The following is a 22,573-nucleotide window of genomic DNA, read 5'->3' as shown; positions in this document are numbered from 1 at the left end:
CCAGTCCCCTCTAGCCGCGTCGAGCGGCCGCCGGGTTGCCCAGCTGTGTCAGGTCCAGCACCGTGAGCCGGTCCGGCGTCAGGAACAGGAACGGGCCCGGCGGCGGCTGGGACAGCTCCGCGCGCGGCAGCTCCTTGCGTCCATCCACCACTTCCGCCGCCAGTCCGAACGCCTCGTCCTCCAGCTCCACCACCACCACCTTGCTGAGGTCGGACATGCCGCCGCCCTCCAGCCCCAGCAACTGCCGCAGGTCCAGCACCGGCACGATGCGCGAGCGGCTCAACAGCGCGCCCAGCACGTGTCGGGGTGCCCCGGGCAGCGGGCACATGCCACGCGCCTCCAGCACGTGGTCCACCAGCTCGATGCGCACCGCGTAGCGCTCGCCGCCCACCTGGAAGGCGAGCACCGTGACGACCTCCTGGCGCTCCTCGTGGCGCGAGCTGGCCAGCGCCACCGCGCGCGTGTGGAGCACCTCGCGCCGCCGGTGGGCGCTCACCACCTGGCCTCCCTCGAGCAGCATCTGCGCCGCGTCGAGCGAAGCCTTCAGCTCCTCGAAGTCGATGGGTTGGAACTTGGCGTCGTCGGCTGGCATCGCTTTAGTACTTGGTGGCCGGCAGCTTGAGGAAGTCCCGCACCTTCGAGCGCAGATCATCCACCGAAACCGGCTTGTTGAGGAACGCGCTCGCGCCCACGAGCTTGCCCTTCTGCCGGCTCGCGTCGTCCTTCAGGGACGTGAGCAGCAGGAAGGGCGTTTCGCTCAGCTTCGGGTCGCTGCGGATGGCGGCGCACAGCGCGAAGCCGTCCATCTCCGGCATCTGCACGTCGGAGATGATGAGGTCCGGCTTCTGCTCGCGCGCCCGCTTCAGCCCCACCGCGCCGTTGGGCGCGTCCACGAAGTCCAGCCCCCACCCCATCAGGTACACCTGGAGGAGGTTGGTGATGGTCTTCGTGTCCTCCACGATGAGCACCTTCGCCGCCTTCTTGGCCCCGCCCGTCACGTTGCTGTTCATAGCTGGTACCTGCCCACTAGATCCGAGAAGCGCTTCGACAAGGTGGAGAGGTTGCCCGCCACCTGTTCGATGCGCCGGGTTCCCTCCACCGAATCACTCATGGCGGAAGTCAGTTCGCCCATCGCCGTGGCGATCTGTTCCACCCCGATGGTCTGCTGCCGCGTGTTGCCGGCGATCTGCCGCGCGGCCCCTGATGACTCGCGGATGACCTCCGACAGCCCCAGGATGGTGTTGCCCGCGCTGCGCGCCAGCTCCATCGCGGCCTGCGCCCGCCGGCTGCCTTCGTCCGTCGTCGTCACCGCCAGACGGGTGCCCTTCTGCACCTCGTTCAGCAGCACGCGCACCTGCTCCGCCGCCATGCGGGACTGCTCCGCCAGCGTGCGCATCTCCGTGGCCACCACCGCGAAGCCGCGGCCGTGCTCCCCCGCCTTCGCCGCCTCGATGGAGGCGTTGAGGGCCAGCAGGTTGGACTGCTCCGCCACGTCCTTCACCTGCCCGATGATGTCGCTGATCTGCAGCGTGCGCTCGTTCAGGTCGGTGATGGCCAGCGCGATGGCCTTCACCTGTTCACCCAGCTTCTCCATGCCCGTCACGCTCTCCGTGACGACCTTCTGGCCCTCCGCGCTGAGCGTCTCCGACTTCTGCGTCTGCGCGATGACCGCGTCCGCGTAGGACGTGGCCTGCTTGGACGTCTGGGCGATCTCCGCCACGGTGGTGCTGGTCTCGTTGATGGCGGACGCCTGCTGGTGCGCCATCGCGGACTGCTGCGTGGACGTGGCCAGCACGTTCGCCGCCTCGTACTCCAGGTCCGTCGCCGCGCCCCGCAGGTCGTGGAGCAGGTGCGCCAGCGCGTCCGCCATGGTGGCGAAGCTGCGCGCCAGCTCGCCAATCTCGTCCGTCCCGGCGGTGTCGATCTGCTGTCGCAGGTCCCCCGCCGCGATGCCCACCGCCGCGCGCGCCAGCCGCTCCAGCGGCACGATGAACAGGCCCGCCATGCCGGCCGCGGCCAGCAGTCCCACCACCAGCACCAGGAGGCCGATGCCCGCCGTGCGCCAGGTGCTCGCGGCGAGCGACGCCACCAGCGCCTCGCGGTCCAGCGCCAGTTGCACGGTGCCCACGCGCACGGGCGTGGCGCCCGGCCGGGAGACGAGCACGGGGGCCGTCGTCTCCACCACGGGCAGCGTGCCCACGGTCAAGAGCCGGTCCACCACCGCGTCGCCGTCCGCCGGCTCCACCGCCGTGGCGCTCGCGAAGCGTTCGCCCGACGAGCGCGCCAGCACCTTGCCGGAGGGGTCGCGCACCACGATGTACGCGATGTCCGGCATGCTCTTGAGCGCCAGGTCCGTGCCCTGTTGCAGCGACGCCGCGTCCTGGCCAGCGACGGCCGCGGACACGTTGACCGCCATGCCGATGCCCACCGCGCGCGCGCGCCGGGTGAGCTCGTCCAGCAGGCCGTCACTCATCTGCATCCAGAACGCGAAGGTCAGGATGCCGACCAGCACGATGCCGAACATGCCCGTGCCGACGAGGATCTTCGTCCGCAGGCTGAGCCGCGCCGAGTCCAGCCCTTCGGGCAGCGCCACCTTCATCCCTTGCACTTCCACGTTGTCTCCACCTCACGTCGGGACGGGCGCCGTCAGCGCGCGCCCTGCCAGCCCACCTGCGAAGGCCGCGGAGCGAGCGCCTGTCGGAGCCCTCCCGCGGTCATCGTCGTCTCCACCCCTCGCAGCGGGTGCTCGTCATCCAGTCCATCCAGCGCCCGCAGCGCGTTCTGCCGCGCGCGCTCCGCGTCCTCGCGCTGATCCAGGCGGCTGTACAGCGACACCAGCGTGGCATGTCCCAGCGCCAGCTGCGGCTCCAGATACAGCGCCTTGCGCACGGCCTCCACCGCCCCGAGCAGGTCGCCCCGCGCCTCGGCCACCATCGCCAGCAGCAGGTACGCCTCCGGCGACAGCGCCCGCGCCGCCTCGCGCGCCAGCGCTTCGGCTTCCTCGAAGTTCCCCGCCTCCGCCGCGGCCAGGGCCCGCGCCAGCAGGCCGGTCGGCGCCACCGTGCGCGGTGCCGGCGCCGGAGCGGGCGGCAGGGGCAGCGGGGTCTGCCGCGCGACGGGCGCCGGGGTCGGGGCCGGGCGCGCCACGAACGGAGACACGGGCGGCGGCGTGACGCGGCGGGACTCCAGCCGCAGCACGTTGGCGGGCGGCGGCGTGTCCCGGCGCGCCGCGACGGCGGCCATGGACGTCGGCGTGTCCCGGCGCGTGTGCGCGGTCGCGGACTCCAGCGCGGGCCACGACTCCAGGGGCACGCGCAGGACGGGGGTGCCGTCCGCGTCCAGCGTCTCCAGCCCCATGCCGTTGGTCAGCGGCACTTCCGCGGGCGACACGAAGAGCAGCCCGCCCGGCGCGAGCGCGGACACCAGCCGCGCCAGCACCACGCGCACCAGCTCCGGCGTGAAGTAGATGAGGACGTTGCGGCAGAAGATGGCCTGGAACCCCATGGACGGCACCGCGTCCGTGGCCAGGTTGTGACGGCGGAAGTCCACCGCGCGGATCACCTCCGCCACGACGCGGTGCTGCGGGTCCTGGCCCTGCAGGCCCGGCTGCGTGGTGAGGAAGCGCCGCTCCAGCTCCGGCTCGATGCGGCGCAGCGACCACGGGCTGTACACGGCGGCCTTCGCGCGCAGCAGGGCCCGGCCGGACACGTCCGTCGCCAGCACGCGGAAGCGGCCGCCCTCGCCCAGCCCCGCGGCCATCAGCGCCATGGCGATGCTGTAGGGCTCCTCGCCGCTCGCGCAGCCCGCGCTCCACACACTGAAGGTGCCTGGATGCAGGCGGGCCCGCGACGACAGCGCGCGCAGGTGCTCCGGGTGGCGGAAGAAGTACGTCTCGCCGATGACGGCGTGCTCGATGAACGCCTCCACCGCCACCGGCTCGCGCAGCAGCAACTGGCGCAGGAAGGTCGCTTCCGAAAGACCGCGCGCCAGGGCCGCGCGCGCCAGCGCGGGCTCCAACGAACGACGCAGGCTGCTCGCGAGCGTCAGGCCGCAGGCGCCCTGGAGCACCTCCTCGACCTTCGCGAGCGTGGCGTCGTCGAGGAGCCCGTCGCTCACAGGGCCTCCATCCCGGCCAGCACGGCGCTCGTGCGCAGGAGCGGGCGCAGCCCTTCCGGCGTGCGGCACAGCCCGGCCATCAGCCCGGTGCCGTCCCACGGCAGGGCCTCCTCGCCGCCCGGCGTGCCGTCCAGCAGCACCGGCGTCTCCACCAGGTCGCGCACGCGATCCACCAGCAGCGCCACCGTGCGGCCCGCCTCCACCACGACCAGATGCGAGTCGAGATCCGGCGTGCGCTTCACGCCCAGCAGCCGCGCCAGATCCACCACCACCGCCGGACTGCCGCGGTACACGAACGTGCCGGCGACATGCGCGGGCGCACCGGGGAGCGGATCCAACGCCACCAGGCGAACCACCTCGCGCACCTGCCGGGCGGCCACGAGCGCGGACGTGTTGGCTGCCTCCACGGTCAGGTACAGGCCGGGCAGGCGCAGCTCGCCCTGCAAGGAGGCAAGCTCCTGACGCAGCTGCACCTGCTCCGCTTCCAACGCGGTCAGCCGCTGCTGCACGGAGACCCGGCGGACCTGGGGTGGGACTGGGGTTCTGGGGGTTTCGGCCATCAGGGAACTCCGCCCACCACGAGGAGGGCAGGGAGAAAAACCGTAATCCGGGAAGCCCGTCCAACGCAATGCGGGGCAGCCGGAAGTTGCCCCCATCCGGGCTGCCCCGAAGCGCCGGGTCGGTGTTGCCCCGACGTGGTGGATTCTGGACCCCCTTGGCGTGCGCCCGACCGTCAAACTGTGATTGGATGAGGATCTGTCGTGATTGCCGGAGAAACCATGCTGCAAGCATCCAGGGGACACGAATGATCAAGAGCGATTCCCCGAGCCCAGAAGCCCCGGGAACGGATCCGCTCATCGGCCGGACGTTGAACGGCCGCTTCAGCATTCTGGAGCCCCTGGGCGTGGGCGGCATGGGCAAGGTGTACCGCGCCCTGCAGGCCCCCCTGGAGCGCGTGGTGGCGCTCAAGGTGCTCAACCCCAACTTCCCGAGCAGCCGCGACCCGGGCTTCCAGAAGCGCTTCCTGCGTGAAGCGTCGCTGACGTCCAAGCTGCGACATCCGAACACCGTCACCGTCATCGACTACGGGCAGACGGACGACGGCATCTACTACATCGCGATGGAGTATCTGGAGGGCCGCACGCTCGCCCAGGTGCTCGGCCAGGTGGGCCCGCTGCCGTGGACGCGCGCGGTGTCCGTCGCGCAGCAGGTGTGCCGCTCGCTGCGCGAGGCGCACAGCCTGGGCATCATCCACCGCGACCTGAAGCCCGCGAACATCATGATCCTCAGCGAGTCGGATCAGGAGCTCGTGAAGGTCCTGGACTTCGGGCTCGTGAAGTCGGTGGCGCCGCAGGAGGGGCCCGTCGGTCCGGAGATCACCCAGAACGGCACGTTCCTGGGCTCGCCGATGTACATGGCGCCCGAGCAGGCGCGCAACGTGGCGGACGCGCGCAGCGACGTGTACTCGCTGGGCATCATGCTGTTCCAGATGCTGATGGGCCGCCCGCCGTTCATCGCGCGCGACCACATCGAGCTCATCTTCGCCCACTACAAGGAGCCGCCTCCCACGTTCCAGGCCGTGCGCCCGGACCTCGCGGTGCCGCCGGAAATCGAGATGGTGGTGCGCCGCTGTCTGGAAAAGGAACCTGCCCGGCGCTTCCAGACGATGGACGAGCTGCTGGAGGGCCTGCGCGAGGCGCACATGTCCGCGGGCGGCAACAGCGGCGTGTTCCGCCGGATGGGCGGCGCGAGCACCACGGGCCCCTACCCCTCTCCGCCGACGACGGGCCCCTACGCGTCCCCCATCTTCGCCAACGTGGGCAACCACGACGGCAACGACGGGCTCGCGGTGGACATCAGCGTGGAGGTGCCGCGCGACGTGCAGCGCGCACGCCAGCGCACGCTCCTGATGGGCGGCCTCGTCGGTGGCGTGGTGGTGGCGGGCCTCGTCGGCGCGACGCTGTTCTTCCTGCGCGGGGGCGCGGAGGACACGCCCGCGCAGCCGGTGGCGCAGGCGACCGCGCCCACGCAGCCGGCGCAGGTGGCGGAGGCTCCGGCGACCGCAACCGCGGGCAAGGTGCGCTTCAAGCTGATGAGCCAGCCTTCCGGCGCGCGCGTCTTCTACAAGGGCAAGGAGCGGGGAGCGACGCCGTTCACCCTGGAGCTGCCCCTGGGCAGCGAGGGCAGCATCACCGCGGAGCTGTCGTTCGTGCTGGAGGGCTACCAGACGGAGACGGTCATCACCGGCGGCTCCGGTGAGGTGGTGCTGTCGCAGAAGATGACGAAGCGCCGGGGCGGATCCGAACGGCCCAGCCGCGTGGAGCTGGCCAACGCCTCCACCCCCGAGGACTTCGAGAACGTGGCCCCGGTGACGCCGGGTGGAATGGCCGCGCCGGTGATGATGCAGGCGAATCCGTCCGCGACCTCCGCCGTGCCCGCCACGGCGAGTGACAAGTCCGCGGGGGCGCTGGGCGCGTCCGCCGCGACGGTGCAGGTGAGCGCGGCGGGCAGCCTCGCGGTGCCGTCGCTGACGACCGGAGCCCTGGCCCCCGTCCGGGCCGACGCCGTCCTCCCGTTCAACGAGTCCATGGAGCGCCCGGTGATGCTGGAGGAAGGCCGTGCCCTGGCCTACTCGCGCGAAGCCCTCGCCACCAAGTCGGAAGGGCTCGTGGCGGTGCGCTGCACCATCACCACCAAGGGCCGCGTGGAGAACTGCCGCGTCCTGAAGATGGTGGAGCACATGGAGCGCGCGGTGCTCGATTCGCTCCTGTCGCGCACCTACAAGCCCATTGAGTACCAGGGCCGTCCGGTGAACGTGGACTACACGTTCACCATGCGCCTGGTCGCCCCGAAGCGCTGAGGCAGCGTCCTCCGGCCGCGGCCCGAAGCTCAGGGACCGGTGGAGGGCAGCAGCGGCGGCGAGGGCGGGACGGACGGGGCGGTGCCTCCCGGAGGCACGCCCCAGTCCACCACCGGCCAGCCGCGCCGCCGGGCTGCGCGTCGCAGGCGGTGGTCGGGGTTCACCACCACCGGGCGCCCCACCACCTCCAGCACCGGCAGGTCCGTGTACGAGTCCGTGTAGAAGGAGCACGCGGACAAGGGCACGCCCGCCTCCTTCGCGGTGGCCTCCGCGTAGTAGCGCTTGCCCTCGCCGTAACAGATGGGGCCCAGCGGCCGCCCGGTGTGGAACCCCGCCGCGTCCACCTCGAAGCGGTTGCACAGCACGCCGTCCAGGCGCAGCTCGCGCCCCACCAGGTCGGACAGGTAGCTGGAGGAGGCTGTCAGGAGCACCAGCCGGTCGCCGGCCTGCCGGTGGGCCTCCAGCGCGAGCAGGCCGCCCGGCCGGTACCGGCCCCGCACCAGCTCTCCGTAGAAGTCCCCGGAGCGCAGCTCCAGCTCGCGCGCGTCCGAACCCGTGAGCAGCGCGGTGGCCCGCAGGAGCACGTCCTCCATGGCCACGAAGCCCAGGTGATAGCGCGCCAGCAGCACGCTGGCGCGCAGGGCCTGCCACCGGGAGATGTGGCCCAGCGCCAGTTCGCGCCGCACCCACAGCGACGCGGAGTTGGCGGCGAGCAGCGTCCGGTCCAGGTCGAAGAAGGCGACGGCCACGGCCACAGTCTAACCGCGCCGCCGGTCCGGGACAGCCTGGGGCGAGCTGGAAGCCAGGCCCATTTTCCGCCCGCTCCCACGTCGCCGCAGGAGCCCCGCGGTCCAGAGCAGCAGGGCGGCCAAGGCCGGCCCCCCGGTCGTAGCCCCGCAGCCGGAGCCCTTCCCTTCCGCCACCAGCTTGAGGCCCGGATCCTCCGGGATGCGGCACTGGGTGGGCGGCAGGCCGCGCGGATAGGTCGAACAGAAGCCGGAGGCGGAGCCCACGTCGATGACGCGCTTGGAGGTCTCCCCCTGGGAGGCCGTGGCCTCCATGGTGGAGCCCGCGGAGAAGACGTGGTCCAGGCCGACGACGTGGCCAATCTCGTGCGTCATCGTGTTCTGCACGTCCGTGGCGACGCAGGTGGTGGCGGGCCCGCCCTCACCGCACGGCGGACCGTTGACGGTGGTGAAGAGGAAGGCGGGGCCTCCCCATTCGGACTCCGCCGCGTTGAGCTCGATGTCCGAGTCCACCACGCGCCCGTCCTTGAAGCTGAACGACGACGTGGTGAGCCCGATGGTGGCGCCCCCGTGCGCCCAGCACTGGTAGACGTTGCCGCACGTCTCCTCCTGCCAGCACGCGTCGTCCGCGGGGGCGACGTCCTGGCAGTTGCGCTCGCGGAACGTGATGACGTTGTAGTTGTCGAAGGGGTGCTCCTGGTCGTAGCCGACGTCCACCTTCTGTTGCCAGTCCTTCCCCCGGATGAAGCGGAAGTCGCTGCACGTCGAGGACAGCGCCCGCCACGCGTCGAACGCGGCCTCGATGGCGGCGAACTCCGTGGCGTCGGGCGTGCGCGTGCTGCCGGCCGCGTCCAGGTGGTAGACGTAGTCACGCCCCGGCCACACGAGACACAGCGGCCGGCCCGGCACGAGTGTGCGCTTGTAGTCCTGCTGCGCTTGCGCCGCCCCCGCGCCCAGGAGCGCCACCAGGAGCAGGAGGCGACGACTCACCTCGCACCCCGGCGACGGCGGCGCGCGAGGAGCGACGCGGCGGCCAGCAGCGGCAGCGCGGCCAGTCCCCCCGCCGCCGCGGAGCAGCCGTCGCCATCATCGTCGTCGCCATTCCCACCGGTGTCCGGCACCGGGAAGCACGGCTTGCTCGCGCTGCCCTTGGGGTACGCGGCGCACACGAAGGACTGCGAGCCGGTGTCGATGTTGCGCTTGGACACCTCTCCCGGTGGGGCGCTGGGGTTCATCGTGGAGCCCGTCGCCAGCGTGTGGTCCAGGCCCACGAAGTGGCCCACCTCGTGCGTGGCCGTGTTCTGCACGTCCGTGTCCACGCAGCCCGGGCTGGACACGATGCCGCACGGCCCGCCATTGCCGGTGGTGAAGTTGAAGCTCGCGGCGTTGAAGGAGATGTCGGAGTCGTAGACGATGCCGGTGCGCTCATCGTAGGTCGTCAGCGTGATGGCGATGGTGCCCGCGCTGTCGTCCCAGCAGTCGTAGGTGTTCGCGCAGGTGTCCGCCGCGAAGCACGCGTCACTGGCGTCCACCACGTCCCGACAGGCGCGGGTGCGGAAGAGGATGAGGTTGATGTTGTCCCCGGTGCGCGCGTAGCCCACCGTCCGGCTGTCCACGCGCGGCCCCTCCGCCAGGGTCAGGTTGCCGCAGCTGGCGAAGACGTCCTGCCAGCTCTTGAACGAGTCCGTGATGGCCTGGAACTCCGTGTGGTTCGTCACCTTCTGGTTGCCCACGGTGCTCTGCTGCCAGACGACGCGCGTCTGCGTCCAGTACAGGCACTGCGTGGTGTCATCCCCGGGTGACACCCGGCTGCGCACGTACGGTGCGGAGCTCTGTCCCAGCGCCACCGCCAACACCACCCACGACGCGAGCGCGCCCATCACTTCGTTCCCTTCTTCGAGGGCGCGACCTGCTGTGCCTGGAGCGCCGCGCGGATGGACGACTTGAGCTGCGCGAGCGTCACCGGCTTCGCGTTCGACACGGTCTCCTGCCGCGTCTGGGGATCGATGAGCACCGCGTCCCCGGTGGACGCCGGCACCGCCATCGCGCGCGGCTCGGAGCCGGAGCGCTGCACCTGGTACTTGCCCTGCGCCATGCCCGCCAGTTGGAACGCGGACGCGCCCTTCTTCTCCAGGAAGACGACGACCTCCTCGCCCTCGGAGAACGTCGCCAGGCCACTCACCACCTGCCCGATGTCGCCCACGCGTCCGCCCGGCTGGGTGACGAGCACCGTGCCGGCGGGCGTGCCCTTGAGCGACTCGGTGACTTCGATCTCCACGTCGGTGACGATGCGCCGGTTGTCCCCGCTCCAGCGGCTCTGCACGCGCCGCACGACCCCCTGCACCACCGCGTCGGACGCCTGCGCCATCTGGGGAAGGTCCGCGCGAAGCATCGTCGTGGCCCCCGCCGGAAGCCCCCCGAGCAGGGCGGCCAGCACCAGCGTGCGAACTGCGTGTCGAATCGACATGTGAAGTCTCCTTGGCTTCGAAGCCTAACTCCAAGAGGGCGGCTTGCGTTGACCCTCATGCACCGCTCCTGCTATCGCGCGCCTGTCCTATGGCCCCGTCCAAACCCCGCGTCCGCTTCGCTCCGTCACCTACTGGATACCTCCACATCGGAGGTGCCCGCACCGCGCTCTTCAACTACCTCTACGCGCGGCGTTACGGCGGCACCTTCATCCTGCGCATCGAAGACACGGACCAGGAGCGCTCCACCCCGGAGTCCGTCAAGGCCATCCTGGACGGCCTGAACTGGCTGGGCCTGGACTGGGACGAGGGCCCCGGCAAGGAAGGCGCCTATGGCCCCTACTTCCAGACCCAGCGGCTGGACACCTACCGCGCCCACGCCGACCAGCTCATCTCCCAGGGCAAGGCCTTTCGCTGCTACTGCACCCGCGAGGAGATCGCCGCGCGGCGCGAGGTGGCGGACAAGGAGAAGCGCGCCTACCGCTACGAGGGCACCTGCTACGAGCTGAAGGCCCCGCCTGAGGGCAAGAAGCTGGAGGACGCGGTCATCCGCTTCCGCATGCCCACGGGCGACGGAAAGGTGTCGTACGACGACAAGGTCCTGGGCGTCATCACCAAGCCGTACTCGGACCTGGACGACTGGGTCATGATGCGCGCGGACGGCATCCCGCTCTACAACTACGGCTGCGTCATCGACGACCACCTGATGGAGATCTCCCTGGTGGCGCGCGGCCAGGAGCACATCAACTCCACCTTCCCGCAGCTGATGCTGTACCAGGCGCTGGGGTGGACGCCGCCGGAGTTCGCGCACCTGCCGCTCATCCTGGGGCCGGACCGCGAGAAGCTCTCCAAGCGCAAGCACCCGGAGGCGGACGTGATGCTCCACGCGCGCACCGGCATCCTGCCGGAGGGCCTGCTCAACTTCGTCATCCGCCTGGGCTGGAGCCACGGCAACGACGAGGTCATCTCCCGCGAGCAGATGGTGGAGTGGTTCGACTTCGACGGCGTGGGCAGCACCTCCGGCGTGTGGGATCCGGTCAAGCTCAAGTGGTTCAACCAGGAGTGGCTCAAGCGCCTGCCGGCGGCCCTCATCGCGGAGCGGCTGTTGCCCTTCCTGGAGGCCCGCGGCTTCCAGGCCCGGGGCGACTCGCGGCTGGAGCCGATGGTGATCGCGCTGCGCGAGCGCTCGCAGACGCTGGAGGAGATGGCGAACACCGCGTCCATCTACTTCCGCGCCGGCGTGACGCTGGATGAGAAGGCCGCGGCCAAGCACCTGAGCGGGGACTCGCTGGGCCTCCTGCGGCAGGCCCGGGAGCGGCTGGTGGCGCTGCCTGCCTGGACGGTGGAGCTGCTGGATGGCGTGGTGAAGACGGTGAGCGAAACCGCGAGCGTGGGCATGGGCAAGGTGGCCCAGCCCCTGCGCGTCGCCATCACCGGCAACACCACCAGCCCCGGCATCGGCGAAACGCTGCTCTTCGCGGGGCGTGACGAAGCCCTCCGGCGCATCGACGCGGCGCTCGCGCGCGGCGGGTGAGATTGACGGTGGACGCGGGCGTCGCCGGGCCCTATCTTGGCCGGCGATGACGCGACCGCTTGACAGCCTGCGACCCCATTTCTATAAGGCGCGCCCGCTCGGGGCGGTGCTGCTGGCCCTCTGGGCGGCGGCGTCGGGCGCCGAAGTCGTGAACGGCGCCCAACTCCCGGATGGTGCCCAGAAGGTGGGCGAGAACCGGTACCGGGCATCGCGCGATTTCGAGGCGACGCTCGACTACTACAAGACCGTCTATCCATCCTCGAGCTACCCGAGGCGATCGATCGTCAACCAGCCGGGCGTGAAGGCCGTGCACATCACCAACCCGTCGGGGAAGAACTTCGAAGGGTTGAACATCTACGAGGCGAACGAAGAGGTTCGCATCTACGTCGTCCCGCTGCAGGGGGCGGCGAAGCCGGCGAAGAAAGATGCGAAGCCGGTCAGGAAAACGAAGTAGTTGAAGTCGAGCAGAGAGTTGGGTAGTAGAAGCGCCCGCAGCAGCAGGTCCCGCAGGTCTTTGGGGAATCGTCTAACGGTAGGACAGCAGACTCTGACTCTGCTTATCTAGGTTCGAATCCTAGTTCCCCAGCTGAAGTTCCTGGTTGACGTCAGCAACCAGAAAGTGTAGGAAGCGTCGGCATCAAAGGCGCGGTTGTAGGAAAGCCGGCCCTGTCGTCTAGTGGTTAGGACGGAGCCCTCTCACGGCTCAAACTCGGGTTCGAATCCCGGCAGGGTCACACAGAGACGCCCACCTTCTGAAAAGAAGGTGGGCGTTTCGCTTTTGCGGGCCTGAGGTGGCGCCCCGCGCCCTGCCCTTCTCGGGCCTCCGCATGCGGCTTCGGAGGGATGCGGAAACCCGTGGGCCTTCCGCGCTCCCCGGTTCGTCCCGCTGCTCAGGCCGACGTGATGCTCTGACGGAAGGTGTCCAGCGCCGCGGTGAGCCGCTCCTGGGCGCGCTGGATGCTCCGGCGCATCAGCAGCATGCGCACCTTCTCCGGGAGGATGCGGGTGGCGTTGGCCTGTCCGTAGCCCACCAGGTCCATGCGCAGGGTGATGGCCTCCAGCAGGTCGCTCAGGTCGGCGTCCGCGCCGGCCAGGAGCACCACGTCGGAAGAGCCCCCCTGGAGGCGCTCCGCCAGCGTGCGCCACTGCGGATCCCCGGTCTCCACCACCACCACATCCGCGCCGTCCAACTGGGGCGAATACGGCGGCAGCTCCACCACCTCGAAGCGCGCTTCCTTCAGCACCCTCACGGCCTCGCTGCTGCCCACCACCGCGACGCTGCCGTGCTGGACCATGCGCACCATCTCTTCGTAGGCGCGCAGCTCCGTCTCCAGCGCCACGTGCGCGGGCTCCGGCGCGTCTCGGCCCGCGTCCAGCAGCGCCGCCGCCTGACGGGCGACTTCGCGGGCGCCGTTGCGCGTGCGCACGCGTTCGGTGCGGCGCTCCAGCGCGGCGCGCACCTTGGCGCGCAACACGCGCAAGTCGTCGAAGGGCTTGAGGATGTAGTCGCTGGCCCCGGCGGCGAACGCGGCGATGACGGACTCGGAGCTGGCGTAGGCGGTGATCATCACCGCCTCCAGCGCGGGCTGCATCCGGCGCGCTTCCGAGATGAGCTCCACCCCGCCCATGCCGGGCAGGTTCTTGTCCGTCACCAGCACGTCGATGCGCTGGTCCCTCAAGAGGGTGAGCGCCTCTTCCGCACTGCCCACCGGGAACACGACGAGGTCCGCCTCACGCCCCAGAAGGCGCACGCAGATGTCGAGCACCACCGGCTCGTCATCCACCAGCAGCACCTTCGAGGCGAGCGTCCCCCGCCCTTCCCCTTCACCTTCACCGGTCTCGAACGGGAGATCCATGAATTGGGAGGATCGCACAGCTCACGTCCAACTTCGAGGGTGGGAAGAGGCCAGCGTGTCTATGCTCGCGCAGTGAGCTTCGAAGACGCGCTCCGAGAGAACCGGGTGCCACCCCTGCTGGGGGACGTGCGGTTGTTCTACGACGGGGGTCGGCTGGTGGGCGAGTCGCTGCCGCCGCCCTGGACGCTGCGGGTCCTGCCATCGCTGTGCCTGGGTCTGGCCGGGGTGAGCGCCGCCCTGGGCACGGTGATGCTCGTGCTGGATTCATCCCGCGTCCCCGGCGTCGCCGCGACCCTGCCGCTCGTCCTGGCGGGGGCGCTCGTCTTCGGCGCGCTCGTGCTGGAGGCGCGGCTCAAGCGCCGCCGCTTCGTCCTGCACTTCAAGACGGAGTCGCTGCGCCTGGAGACGCTGGCGTGGGCCCCTGGGGCCGCACGCACGGAGACGCTGCCCTTCGACGACGTGCGGGCGGTGCACATCGTCCAGCCGCCGGGCGGACGCTATTCACTCGTGGTGGAGTACGGGCCCCTGGAAGCACCCCGACGCGCACTGTTGGTGCGGGACGTGCGGCCCCAGGAAGGTGAAACCCTTCACCGGGTGTGGCGCCTCCTGCACAACGCCTTCGGGCTCAAGGGGGCGGGGCTCGCCGGAAGGTGAGCTCGATTTCGGTGCCCTCGCCCGGCGTGGATGTCAGGCGGAGCTGGCCTCCGAACTGCGTCACCAGCTCCCGGCAGATGGACAGGCCCAGGCCCGTGCCGATGCCCACGGGCTTGGTGGTGAAGAGCGGCTGGAACACGCGCTCCTGCAACGCGGTGGGGATGCCGCACCCGTTGTCCACCACCGACAGCACCACGTCCGACTCGCTCGCTGCCCACCGCACGTCGATGCGGCCCGCGCGGCCCGTGCCCTCCATGGCCTGGGCCGCGTTGACGATGAGGTTGAGCAGCACCTGGCACAGCTTCACCGGCCCGAAGACGATGCGCACGGGGTCGCCGCTGCTCGACAGCCGCGCCCTGTCCCTCACTTCCGCCCGCGCCAGCTTCACCGCGAAGGACACCACTTCGGCCACGTCCGCGGTGGTCTCCAGGTCCTCGCCGCGCGCCTGCGTGCGCAGGCCGAGCGCCACCTCGCGCAGGTGGCCCGCGCCGTCCGACAGGTCCTTGATGAGCGACGGCAGGTCCTCGATGGTGGAGGACACCTCTTCATCCGGATCCGTCGCCAGGTGGCGCGACACGTACTGCACCACCGGCTGCATGTCGCGCTGGAGCGAGGTCACGTTCTGCGTGAGGTAGCCCACCGGGCCCATGAGCTCGTGCGCGATGCCCGCGGTCACCTGCCCCAGCGTGGCCAGACGCTCGGACTTCATCATCCGGCCTTCCACCTCGCGGATGCGCAGCTCCAGCCGGGCAATCTTGAGCGCGTCCTCCAGCGCCGCCAGCAGCTCCGCGCGGTCCCACGGCTTGACGAAGTAGCGCGTCACCTGTCCGCGGTTCACCGCGTCGATGACGGCCTGCATGTCCGCGTAGGCCGTGACGAGCATGCGCTTGGCGTCCGGCGCGATGGTGCGGGCGCGCTCCAGCAGCTCCACGCCCGTCATCCCCGGCATGCGCTGGTCCGACAGCACCACGCCAATCTCCCCGCGCCGCTGCTCCAGCAGCGCCAGGGCCTCGTTGGGGGACGAGCACCGGAAGATGCGAAACTTCTGCCCGAAGTTGGCGTCGAACACCCTCAGGTTGAGGGCGTCGTCGTCCACGTACAGCACGGCGGGCAGGTCCGAGGCGTTCATGGAGCTCCTCCAGACCGTGGCTTCCTCATCCGGAAGGCAGGCTGGTCGCGCCGAAGATAACGCGCCCATCCGACCGCGCGCCCGTGGGTACCTTCTACCCAGGGCCGGAAGGGAGCGTTGAGCGGCAATCCGGGGGCAACCCCCGACTTCAGGCGGCGGTGTCCTCGAGGGCGTGGGCCACGGTCTCCACCGAGGGGAAACGTCCCCGAGGCAGCGCGCCCAGCAGCGACACCACGTGCGACGGCGCCTCGTTCTCGCGCGCCACCCACGTCAACTGTTCGGCAGTGAGCGGGAACACCGCGCCTTGAAGCGCCTGCTGCAGCGAGTGCGCCAGGGACACCGACGGAACCAATGGAACCGGCGAAGGCTCCACTTCCCGCAGTCCAAGTCCCAGGCGCTCACGAGTCATGTCGTCGTTCATTGGCTAAGAAGTTAAGCAGCGAACCGGGTCGCCTGCCGATCTTTTTTCGCCATCCGAAGGGAGTCAGGCAAACGAGCCCTTCCCACCCACATCCCCCCGGGTGGCCACTTCAGCGCGGGCATCCCACCGTACCGCCACGGCAGGCCCCACCCACACCCCGACCTGGGGGGAGGAACGCACACATGGCGGACAAGAAGCATTCCGACGCGAAGCCCGTGAAGCACGTCCAGGCGACCCGGCCGGAGCCGTGGCCCGGCATCCAGGGCCGCTCCAAGGACCACGAGGAGGAGCTGGACACCGACACGAAGCGGGCGGAGCAGTCCAGCATCACCGACGAGCAGCGCAAGCTGGAAGACGACGTCGAGTCGGACGCGAAGACGCGGGAGTAGCCGGCGCCCTCCCCTGCCCCCGTGCGTCATGCACGGGGGCAAAGGGCGGGCGGGCCGCTCGACCGCTTAGAACAACAGCCGCGTGGGGTGCTCCAGGAGGCCCTTCAGCTCGCGCAGGTACTCCGCGCCGGTGGCCCCGTCGATGACGCGGTGGTCACCCGACAGCGTCACCGTCATCACCTTGCGGACCACGACCTGTCCGTCACGCGCCACGGCCTTCTCGGCCACCGCGCCCACCGCGAGGATGGCGGACTGGGGCGGGTTGATGACGGCGATGAACTGGTCGATGCCGTACATGCCCAGGTTGCTCACCGTGAGCGACCCGCCGGTGTACTCGGCGGGCTTCAGGGCGCGCTTGCGGGCGCGCTCCGCCATGTCGCGGGACTCGGCGGAGATGGTCTGCAGGCCCTTCAGGTCCGCGTCGCGGATGATGGGCGTGATGAGGCCGTCCTCGATGGCCACCGCGATGCCCACGTCCACGGTGCCGTAGTGCAGCACCTGGTCGCCCTGGAGCGACACGTTCATCTTCGGAGAGCGGCGCAGCGCGATGGCCGCCGCCTTCACGATGATGTCGTTGACGGACACCTTCACGTCCAGCGCCTTGGCCTCCTCGCGGATCTTCACCGCGGCCTCCATCTCCACCTCGACGGTGAGATAGAAGTGAGGCACGCCGGGCTTCACCTCCGACATGCGCTGGCCAATCACCTTGCGCATGGAGGACATGGGCACGGCCTGCGGCTCCGGACGCGTGCCGAAGGCGCGGGCCTCGGGCTGCGCACCGGCCTTCTTCGCCTGGGGCGCCGCCGCCTGCGCGGGAGCCTTCGCCAGACCCTGGCCCAGCGCCTGCTCGACGTCGCGCTTCACCACGCGCCCGAGCGGCCCGGTGCCGCGCACCTGCGCCAGGTCCAGACCGCGCTCCTGCGCGATCCGCTTCGCCAGGGGACTGGCGCGAAGCCGGCCACCACCGCTCGCGGCCGGAGCGGCCTCACGGCGGAGGGGAACGACCTGGGCCCCGGCGGGCGCGGACGGAGCCGCGGCGGCGGGAGCCTGCTGGGGGGCCGGAGCCTTGGGCGCGGCCGCCGGAGCGGTGGCCCCGGCCTTCGCGCCCTTGGGCGTGAGGAACGCGATGGGCGCACCGACGGTGGCCATGTCGCCCTCGTTCACGACGATGCGCGCGAGCGTGCCGTCGTCGTACGCCTCCACCTCGAGGTTGGACTTGTCCGTCTCCACCTCGGCGATGGCGTCTCCAGAGGAGACCTTGTCGCCGGCCTTCTTCAGCCACTTGATGATCTTCCCCTCCTTCATCGTCGGGGAGAGCGACGGCATCAGGATGGCGATGCCCTCACCGGAGCCCGTGGCGGCGGGGGCCTGCGCCGGAGGCTTCGCGGCGGGAGCTTCCGCCTTGGGCGCGGACGGGGCCGCGGCCTTCGGGGCTTCGGTCTTCTGGGGCGCGGCGGCTCCGCCGGAGACCTTCTCGCCCTTGGCGCCGAGGTAGCCGATGGGAGCCCCCACCGTCGCGACCTCGCCCTCGGGCACGGAGATCTCCAACAGGAAGCCGTCGTCGTACGCCTCCACCTCGAGGTTGGACTTGTCCGTCTCCACCTCGGCGATGGCGTCTCCGGAGGCGATCTTGTCGCCGACCTTCTTCAGCCACTTGACGATCTTCCCCTCCTTCATCGTCGGGGACAGGCTGGGCATCTGGATGGGCGTCGCCATCGCTCAGGCTCCCTCGCGGTACAGGACCTTCTTGATGGCGGCGATGATCTTGGGCGCGTCCGGCTGGGTCGCGTTCTCCAGATTCGCCGCGTACGACATGTTCACATCGAGCCCGGTGACGCGCACGACCGGCGCGTCCAGCTCGTCGAACGCCTGGGACTGGATGAGGTCCACCACGGACGCGCCAATGCCGGCCAGCGCCCAGCCCTCCTCGCAGATGACCGCGCGGTTCGTCTTGCGCACGCTCTTGAGGATGGCCTCCTCGTCCAGCGGACGCAGGGTGCGCAGATCCAACACCTCCACGCTGATGCCTTCCTTCTCCAGGGCCTCGGCGGCCTCCATGCAGAAGTAGTACATCCGGCTCCAGGTGATCAGCGTGACGTCGGTGCCCTCACGCTTCACGTCCGCGACACCCAGCGGGACGATGTGCTCACCCTCCGGCACCTCGCCCTTGAGCGCGTAGAGCCGCTCGCCCTCGAACATGATGACCGGGTTCTCGTCCCGGATGGCGCTCTTGAGCATGCCCTTGGCATCCGCGGGCGTCGCCGGCGCGATGACCTTCAGGCCGGGGAAGTGCGCGTAGTTGGCCTCCAGCGACTGGCTGTGCTGGCTGGACAGACGGCCGCCCGCGCCGCCCGGGCCGCGGAACACGATGGGGCAGCGCAACTGGCCGCCGCTCATGTGGCGCAGCTTGGCCGCGTTGTTGACGATCTGGTCCATCGCCAGGATGGCGAAGTTCCAGGTCATCATCTCCACCACCGGGCGCAGGCCCACGGCGGCGGCGCCCACGCTCAGGCCGGTGAAGCCCAGCTCGCTGATGGGCGCGTCGATGATGCGCGCGCTGCCAAACTTGTCCAGCAGGCCCTGGGACACCTTGAAGGCGCCGTTGTAGCGACCCACTTCCTCGCCAATGAGGAACACATTGGCGTCGCGCTCCATCTCCTCGGCGAGCGCCTGGTTCAACGCTTCGCGATACATCAACTCGGGCATCGTCGGCTCCGAACTCGAAAGGGTTGTGCCTGGGGGGATGGACCCGAGCGCTAGCGGCTCAGGCCCGCCTTCTTGTCAGCCGCCTCGGCCTCTGCGCGAGGCTCCAGGTCCCACGTCACCTTCAGCTCCTGACCGGAGGGGTACTTCGGCCAGTTGGTGACCTTCACGCCCAGCACGCGCTCGCGCGGGCGCACGTCCTCCTCACCCGGCTCCACGATGGTGTCGCGCCACAGCTCTTCCACGCTGGGCTCGGGCGACTCGTCGGCGAACTTCACCGCCGCGTCCACCGTGCGCTTCTCCTCCTCCTCGATGGATTCGAAGTCCGCGTCCGTCAGCCCGAAGCCCTGCTTCAGCGCGTACTCGCGCAGCTTGGGGATGGGGTCGTTGCGGCGCTCGTCCTCCACCTCCTGCTTGGAGCGGTAGTTGGCCGGGTCCGCCATCGAGTGGCCACGGAAGCGGTACGTGTTCGCCTCCATCAGCACGGGACCCTTGCCCGCGCGGCAGTACGCCGCCGCGTCCTTCACCGCCTCGTACATCTTGAGGGCGTCCATGCCGTCCACGGCCTCGCCCCGCATGCCGTACGCGGAGGCGCGCTTGTGGATCTCCGGCACCGCCGACGTGCGCGCGATGGCCGTGCCCATGCCGTAGCGGTTGTTCTCGCAGATGTAGATGACCGGCAGCTTCCACTTCTGCGCCATGTTGAAGGTTTCGTGGAACGCGCCCTGGTTCGCGGCCGCGTCCCCGAAGAAGCACACCGTGACGCGGTCCTCGTTGCGGTAGCGCGCCGCGAAGGCCATGCCGGCCGCGAGCGGAATCTGCCCGCCGACGATGCCGTAGCCCCCGTAGAAGTGGTGCTCGATGTCGAAGATGTGCATCGAGCCGCCCTTGCCCTTGCTGTAGCCGGAGCCCCGGCCGAACAGCTCCGCCATGATCATCCCGGCGTCGCTGCCGCGGGCGAGCGGCTGCCCGTGGTCGCGGTAGGCGGACAGCATGTAGTCATCCGGACGGATGGCCTCGTTGCAGCCGACCGCCACGGCTTCCTGCCCGATGTACAGGTGGCAGAAACCGGCGATCTTCCCCAGCGTGTACTGCTGGCCCGCGCGCTCTTCGAAGCGACGGAGGAGGTACATCTTCCGGTACATCGTCAACAACAGGTCCTTCGAGTACGCGCTGGCCACCGCGGCATGCCTCCGTCTGGGCCGCCCCTGTGGACCCAAGGGGGAAGGGCGGCAACGCCGTGCGCCTCTTAGCGCGCGGCCAAGGGACTTCCAAAGCCTTTCAGAACCACCCTCCGCCGCGCCTTCTTTCAGGCGCGGTGCGTCACGTCCTCCAGGGCAAAGTGGGGCACCGACACGATGCCCTCCAGCAATTCCACAGCCCGGCCGGAATGATCCGTGGCCAGGTGGATGACCGTCGCCTCCGGGAAGCGCTGGCGGTAGTCATTGGCGTGGGTGGGCTCGTTGTCGAACGCGGCCAGCACCGTGCCCATGCGGCCCAGGCGCGCGTGCGCTTCGCGCTTGAAGGCGTCGTCGTCCTCCTTGAGCGTGGGCTTCATCACCAGGTGCACGCGCCCGCCCTCACCGGGGGGCGTCACCATTCCACAGCGCGCCAGGCACGCGATGGTGCCCTCGCGCATGGCCTCGTGGCGGCCCGTCAGGTAGACGACCTGGGCGCCCGTGGCGGCCACCGCCTGCATGAAGGCCCCGGCCCCTTCGATGGCCTCGTCGGACACGCAGTAGGCGCTGGTGAAGAAGCGCTCCTGCCAGAAGGCCCTCGCGTCCGCGAAGAGCTGCTCCACGTCCGCGTCACCCAGGCCGCACGCCCGCATGGCGGCGCGCATGTCCCAGCCCGTCTCCCAGTGGTGGGGTTCGCACGCGGAGAGCAGGACCAGGGCCCGCGCGTCGCCGTACTCGCGCAGGATGCGCGCCTGACGGGGCCGGTTGTCGAAGAGCGTGGAGTCCAGGTCGAACGCGAGCACCGCCTGGGGGCCGAGCGAGCGGGCCCTCGCCAGGATGCCCTTGAGCGTGTCGCGCCAGTCCGGCCGCACGCGTTGCTTGAGGTCTTCAAATGCCATGGACGCCGGAAGATACATGCCCCCGGCGCGGGGCTGGTGCTCAAATCACGCGCCGGCGCGCAGGGCGGCTGGCTGGAGGGGCACGGTCCCTGCGGCCTCCGGGGCCGCCACGGGCTGCGGGAAGTTCTGCATCCGCTGGATGCCGTTGCGGTCCAACACCAGCCGGACCAGCTGCGCGGACTCCTTGCGGCTGCCTGCCTCCAGCACGGTGAAGCGGAACACCAGGTCCACCGGGTAGCGCTTCGCGCCCCGGATGTGGCCCACGGAGAAGTCCTCCAGGTCCACGTACTCCAGCGCGAACTCCGGCTCGTCCATGTCGCGCAGGAAGCGCCCGACGTTGAGGCGGAGGATGTCGGTGACGCCGGTGAGGCCGCGCTCGGAGCGGGGCAGCAGGCGCGCGTCCAGCACGATGCGCTTCTGGTAGCGGATGACCGCTTCGGACAGCTCCCCCTGGGACACGGTGAGGAAGTCGTCGTGCAGCCGCAGGGCGGACACCCCGGCGGGCACCTTCACCGCCGCGCCGTAGTCCACCCGCTCCTCGCAGATGCCGATGGCGCGCGCCGTGACGGGGTCCACCAGGTCCGTGGTGCGGTCGTACAGGTGCGTGGCGGCGAAGCGGCTGAACATGCGCCGCAGGCCTTCCTTGATGCGGTCCTTCATCATGTAGCCGACCACGGCCACCAGGAAGAAGTTGAGGCTCACCTGCGTGAAGCGCACCTGCGCCCAGAGCGCCACCGACGTGGCGAAGGCCATGGCCACGCCCGCCGCGATGGCGAACAGCACCTCCTCCCAGCCCTGCCGGCGCTGGCGCCGACGCGAGGACAGGAAGAGCACGTTCATGCAGAACTTCTTCAGGAAGCCCAGCCGCTGCATGTACTCCTCGTTGTCCCCAGTGGGACTGAGGACGCTGCGCAGCCGGTGCTCCTTGCGGTAGGACTCCTCGCGCAGCACCGCCTGCATCAGCCCTTTTCGCAGGGGCAGCCACGGCCCGGTGCGCGGCAGCGCGTCCATGTCCGCCACCGCGCGGCGGAAGAACTGCTCCACCAGCAGGCTGACGTACTCGTCCACCAGCCGCAGCGACGCGCGCGTCTTCTCCTGCAGCTTCGACTCGCCCGTCGCGCGCAGCCACACGCGGAAGCGCTCCAGCACCGCCGGCACGCACTCCCCCGCCGAGCGCACCACCATCTCCAGGTCCGCGCGCGCCGCCTCGCCCGTCTTCGCCTCGCAGCGCGTCTCCACCGTGGTGGCGAACCGGCGCAGCGCGCCCCGCAGGACGCACGACAAGAGCTTCGCCTGGTAGACGACGTCCGCCTCCGGCGCCAGCCCCGTGCGCAGCCACGCCTCCAGCTTCAGGAGCGGCGACCCTTCCGACGAGAGGATCTCCGACAGCCCCATCACCGGCGTCTTGAAGCGCACGTAGTTGTGGATGTCCGCGTAGAAGTCCGCGCGCGGGTACGTCTCCGAGTCGATGTTCAGACTCGACGGCAGGAAGAGATAGGCCTCCACGAGGTAGCGCGTCTCGTCCGCACCCGTGGGCTGGTACTCGAGCTTGATCTCGAACTGCTTGCGATCGTGGACGTCGAACCGGCTGTGGAGCGCTTCGGGGGCCTGGGACACAAGCAG

General features: G+C 70.1%; 22 protein-coding genes and 2 tRNA genes. 7 read left to right on the top strand and 17 right to left on the bottom strand.

Features of this window, described 5'->3' with window-relative positions:
* Nucleotides 1–10 precede the first annotated feature (10 nt).
* Genes D7X74_RS05350 through D7X74_RS05330 form a run of 5 tightly spaced genes read right to left on the bottom strand, consistent with a single transcriptional unit; the run spans nucleotide 11 to nucleotide 4,676 of the window.
* Nucleotides 11–592 (bottom strand): chemotaxis protein CheW, encoded by a 582-nt coding sequence (locus D7X74_RS05350; RefSeq protein WP_120531826.1) that lies wholly within the window; start codon nucleotides 590–592, stop codon nucleotides 11–13.
* A gap of 4 nt (nucleotides 593–596) precedes the next feature.
* Nucleotides 597–1,010 carry a two-component system response regulator gene (locus D7X74_RS05345; RefSeq protein ID WP_120531825.1) on the bottom strand — a complete coding sequence of 138 codons (414 nt, stop codon included), beginning with the start codon at nucleotides 1,008–1,010 and terminating at the stop codon, nucleotides 597–599.
* Nucleotides 1,007–2,614, bottom strand: coding sequence for a methyl-accepting chemotaxis protein (locus D7X74_RS05340; RefSeq protein WP_370450715.1), 1,608 nt, complete (start codon nucleotides 2,612–2,614; stop codon nucleotides 1,007–1,009). Before D7X74_RS05340 ends, D7X74_RS05345 begins: the two co-directional genes overlap by 4 nt.
* A 32-nt stretch (nucleotides 2,615–2,646) precedes the next feature.
* Nucleotides 2,647–4,116 (bottom strand): protein-glutamate O-methyltransferase CheR, encoded by a 1,470-nt coding sequence (locus tag D7X74_RS05335; RefSeq protein WP_120531823.1) that lies wholly within the window; start codon nucleotides 4,114–4,116, stop codon nucleotides 2,647–2,649.
* Complete coding sequence (locus D7X74_RS05330) at nucleotides 4,113–4,676, bottom strand: chemotaxis protein CheW (protein WP_120531822.1); 564 nt, start codon at nucleotides 4,674–4,676, stop codon at nucleotides 4,113–4,115. Before D7X74_RS05330 ends, D7X74_RS05335 begins: the two co-directional genes overlap by 4 nt.
* 245 nt (nucleotides 4,677–4,921) lie before the next feature.
* Here D7X74_RS05330 and D7X74_RS05325 point away from each other — a divergent pair, with 245 nt between their 5' ends.
* Nucleotides 4,922–6,976 (top strand): protein kinase, encoded by a 2,055-nt coding sequence (locus D7X74_RS05325; protein ID WP_120531821.1) that lies wholly within the window; start codon nucleotides 4,922–4,924, stop codon nucleotides 6,974–6,976.
* Between the two features lie 29 nt (nucleotides 6,977–7,005).
* Here the strand turns inward: D7X74_RS05325 and D7X74_RS05320 are convergent, their stop codons facing one another.
* The 4 genes from D7X74_RS05320 to D7X74_RS05305 are packed head-to-tail and all read right to left on the bottom strand — an operon-like array spanning nucleotide 7,006 to nucleotide 10,189.
* Nucleotides 7,006–7,725 carry an HAD family phosphatase gene (locus D7X74_RS05320; protein WP_120531820.1) on the bottom strand — a complete coding sequence of 240 codons (720 nt, stop codon included), beginning with the start codon at nucleotides 7,723–7,725 and terminating at the stop codon, nucleotides 7,006–7,008.
* A 9-nt stretch (nucleotides 7,726–7,734) separates the two neighbouring features.
* Nucleotides 7,735–8,712 (bottom strand): myxosortase-dependent metalloprotease, MXAN_2677/MXAN_2678 family, encoded by a 978-nt coding sequence (locus tag D7X74_RS05315; RefSeq protein WP_120531819.1) that lies wholly within the window; start codon nucleotides 8,710–8,712, stop codon nucleotides 7,735–7,737.
* Entirely contained in the window at nucleotides 8,709–9,602 is an 894-nt protein-coding gene (locus tag D7X74_RS05310; protein WP_120531818.1) for a myxosortase-dependent metalloprotease, MXAN_2677/MXAN_2678 family, read from the bottom strand. The genes D7X74_RS05315 and D7X74_RS05310 overlap by 4 nt, the downstream gene beginning before the upstream one ends.
* Nucleotides 9,602–10,189: a hypothetical protein gene (locus D7X74_RS05305; RefSeq protein WP_120531817.1), complete on the bottom strand. Its 588-nt coding sequence runs from the start codon at nucleotides 10,187–10,189 to the stop codon at nucleotides 9,602–9,604. The genes D7X74_RS05310 and D7X74_RS05305 overlap by 1 nt, the downstream gene beginning before the upstream one ends.
* Nucleotides 10,190–10,278: 89 nt before the next feature.
* On the opposite strand from D7X74_RS05305, the gene gltX reads away from it, so the two are divergent.
* The 4 genes from gltX to D7X74_RS05285 all read left to right on the top strand — a co-directional run bounded on the left by gltX (nucleotide 10,279) and on the right by D7X74_RS05285 (nucleotide 12,455).
* Nucleotides 10,279–11,721 carry a glutamate--tRNA ligase gene (gene gltX / locus D7X74_RS05300; protein WP_120531816.1) on the top strand — a complete coding sequence of 481 codons (1,443 nt, stop codon included), beginning with the start codon at nucleotides 10,279–10,281 and terminating at the stop codon, nucleotides 11,719–11,721.
* A gap of 46 nt (nucleotides 11,722–11,767) precedes the next feature.
* Nucleotides 11,768–12,175 carry a hypothetical protein gene (locus D7X74_RS05295; RefSeq protein WP_120531815.1) on the top strand — a complete coding sequence of 136 codons (408 nt, stop codon included), beginning with the start codon at nucleotides 11,768–11,770 and terminating at the stop codon, nucleotides 12,173–12,175.
* Nucleotides 12,176–12,236: 61 nt separating this feature from the next.
* A tRNA-Gln gene (locus D7X74_RS05290) sits at nucleotides 12,237–12,307 on the top strand.
* A gap of 76 nt (nucleotides 12,308–12,383) precedes the next feature.
* Nucleotides 12,384–12,455 (top strand) — tRNA-Glu (locus D7X74_RS05285).
* Between the two features lie 156 nt (nucleotides 12,456–12,611).
* Here the strand turns inward: D7X74_RS05285 and D7X74_RS05280 are convergent.
* Nucleotides 12,612–13,577: a response regulator gene (locus D7X74_RS05280; protein ID WP_199732694.1), complete on the bottom strand. Its 966-nt coding sequence runs from the start codon at nucleotides 13,575–13,577 to the stop codon at nucleotides 12,612–12,614.
* A gap of 72 nt (nucleotides 13,578–13,649) precedes the next feature.
* On the opposite strand from D7X74_RS05280, the gene D7X74_RS05275 reads away from it, so the two are divergent.
* Nucleotides 13,650–14,231 carry a hypothetical protein gene (locus tag D7X74_RS05275; protein WP_120531813.1) on the top strand — a complete coding sequence of 194 codons (582 nt, stop codon included), beginning with the start codon at nucleotides 13,650–13,652 and terminating at the stop codon, nucleotides 14,229–14,231.
* Here the strand turns inward: D7X74_RS05275 and D7X74_RS05270 are convergent.
* Together D7X74_RS05270 and D7X74_RS05265 are read right to left on the bottom strand one after the other, a co-directional pair.
* Nucleotides 14,203–15,360, bottom strand: coding sequence for a sensor histidine kinase (locus tag D7X74_RS05270; protein ID WP_120531812.1), 1,158 nt, complete (start codon nucleotides 15,358–15,360; stop codon nucleotides 14,203–14,205). The two genes, D7X74_RS05275 and D7X74_RS05270, sit on opposite strands and share 29 nt — an antisense overlap.
* 148 nt (nucleotides 15,361–15,508) lie before the next feature.
* Nucleotides 15,509–15,769: a DUF2795 domain-containing protein gene (locus D7X74_RS05265; RefSeq protein ID WP_120531811.1), complete on the bottom strand. Its 261-nt coding sequence runs from the start codon at nucleotides 15,767–15,769 to the stop codon at nucleotides 15,509–15,511.
* A 194-nt stretch (nucleotides 15,770–15,963) separates the two neighbouring features.
* On the opposite strand from D7X74_RS05265, the gene D7X74_RS05260 reads away from it, so the two are divergent.
* Nucleotides 15,964–16,170 (top strand): hypothetical protein, encoded by a 207-nt coding sequence (locus D7X74_RS05260; RefSeq protein ID WP_120531810.1) that lies wholly within the window; start codon nucleotides 15,964–15,966, stop codon nucleotides 16,168–16,170.
* 66 nt (nucleotides 16,171–16,236) lie between these two features.
* Here the strand turns inward: D7X74_RS05260 and D7X74_RS05255 are convergent, their stop codons facing one another.
* From D7X74_RS05255 to D7X74_RS05235, 5 genes are all read right to left on the bottom strand, one after another.
* Nucleotides 16,237–17,886 carry a pyruvate dehydrogenase complex dihydrolipoamide acetyltransferase gene (locus tag D7X74_RS05255; RefSeq protein WP_120531809.1) on the bottom strand — a complete coding sequence of 550 codons (1,650 nt, stop codon included), beginning with the start codon at nucleotides 17,884–17,886 and terminating at the stop codon, nucleotides 16,237–16,239.
* A gap of 3 nt (nucleotides 17,887–17,889) precedes the next feature.
* On the bottom strand, nucleotides 17,890–18,876 hold the full coding sequence (locus D7X74_RS05250) for a pyruvate dehydrogenase complex E1 component subunit beta (protein ID WP_120531808.1): 987 nt from the start codon (nucleotides 18,874–18,876) through the stop codon (nucleotides 17,890–17,892).
* A 50-nt stretch (nucleotides 18,877–18,926) separates the two neighbouring features.
* Nucleotides 18,927–20,054 carry a pyruvate dehydrogenase (acetyl-transferring) E1 component subunit alpha gene (pdhA, locus tag D7X74_RS05245; protein WP_120531807.1) on the bottom strand — a complete coding sequence of 376 codons (1,128 nt, stop codon included), beginning with the start codon at nucleotides 20,052–20,054 and terminating at the stop codon, nucleotides 18,927–18,929.
* Nucleotides 20,055–20,182: 128 nt separating this feature from the next.
* Nucleotides 20,183–20,950: a hypothetical protein gene (locus tag D7X74_RS05240; RefSeq protein ID WP_120531835.1), complete on the bottom strand. Its 768-nt coding sequence runs from the start codon at nucleotides 20,948–20,950 to the stop codon at nucleotides 20,183–20,185.
* A 45-nt stretch (nucleotides 20,951–20,995) separates the two neighbouring features.
* Nucleotides 20,996–22,567: a hypothetical protein gene (locus D7X74_RS05235; protein WP_120531834.1), complete on the bottom strand. Its 1,572-nt coding sequence runs from the start codon at nucleotides 22,565–22,567 to the stop codon at nucleotides 20,996–20,998.
* Between the last annotated feature and the right edge of the window lie 6 nt (nucleotides 22,568–22,573).

Origin of the sequence: Corallococcus sp. CA047B (assembly GCF_003612065.1) — a bacterium.
In the GTDB taxonomy this organism is placed as follows: Bacteria; Myxococcota; Myxococcia; order Myxococcales; family Myxococcaceae; genus Corallococcus; species Corallococcus praedator.
Note: the sequence above shows the minus strand (reverse complement) of the source record. Positions and strands in the feature narration are given on the sequence as shown.

Bases quoted from the DNA above. Each gene is read 5' to 3' on its own strand.
- D7X74_RS05350 (WP_120531826.1), bottom strand. From the start codon at position 592: ATGCCAGCCGACGACGCCAAGTTCCAACCCATCGACTTCGAGGAGCTG.
- D7X74_RS05345 (WP_120531825.1), bottom strand. From the start codon at position 1,010: ATGAACAGCAACGTGACGGGCGGGGCCAAGAAGGCGGCGAAGGTGCTC.
- D7X74_RS05330 (WP_120531822.1), bottom strand. From the start codon at position 4,676: ATGGCCGAAACCCCCAGAACCCCAGTCCCACCCCAGGTCCGCCGGGTC.
- D7X74_RS05325 (WP_120531821.1), top strand. From the start codon at position 4,922: ATGATCAAGAGCGATTCCCCGAGCCCAGAAGCCCCGGGAACGGATCCG.
- D7X74_RS05310 (WP_120531818.1), bottom strand. From the start codon at position 9,602: ATGGGCGCGCTCGCGTCGTGGGTGGTGTTGGCGGTGGCGCTGGGACAG.
- D7X74_RS05305 (WP_120531817.1), bottom strand. From the start codon at position 10,189: ATGTCGATTCGACACGCAGTTCGCACGCTGGTGCTGGCCGCCCTGCTC.
- gltX (WP_120531816.1), top strand. From the start codon at position 10,279: ATGGCCCCGTCCAAACCCCGCGTCCGCTTCGCTCCGTCACCTACTGGA.
- D7X74_RS05295 (WP_120531815.1), top strand. From the start codon at position 11,768: ATGACGCGACCGCTTGACAGCCTGCGACCCCATTTCTATAAGGCGCGC.
- D7X74_RS05280 (WP_199732694.1), bottom strand. From the start codon at position 13,577: ATGGATCTCCCGTTCGAGACCGGTGAAGGTGAAGGGGAAGGGCGGGGG.
- D7X74_RS05270 (WP_120531812.1), bottom strand. From the start codon at position 15,360: ATGAACGCCTCGGACCTGCCCGCCGTGCTGTACGTGGACGACGACGCC.
- D7X74_RS05265 (WP_120531811.1), bottom strand. From the start codon at position 15,769: ATGACTCGTGAGCGCCTGGGACTTGGACTGCGGGAAGTGGAGCCTTCG.
- D7X74_RS05260 (WP_120531810.1), top strand. From the start codon at position 15,964: ATGGCGGACAAGAAGCATTCCGACGCGAAGCCCGTGAAGCACGTCCAG.
- D7X74_RS05255 (WP_120531809.1), bottom strand. From the start codon at position 17,886: ATGGCGACGCCCATCCAGATGCCCAGCCTGTCCCCGACGATGAAGGAG.
- D7X74_RS05250 (WP_120531808.1), bottom strand. From the start codon at position 18,876: ATGCCCGAGTTGATGTATCGCGAAGCGTTGAACCAGGCGCTCGCCGAG.
- D7X74_RS05240 (WP_120531835.1), bottom strand. From the start codon at position 20,950: ATGGCATTTGAAGACCTCAAGCAACGCGTGCGGCCGGACTGGCGCGAC.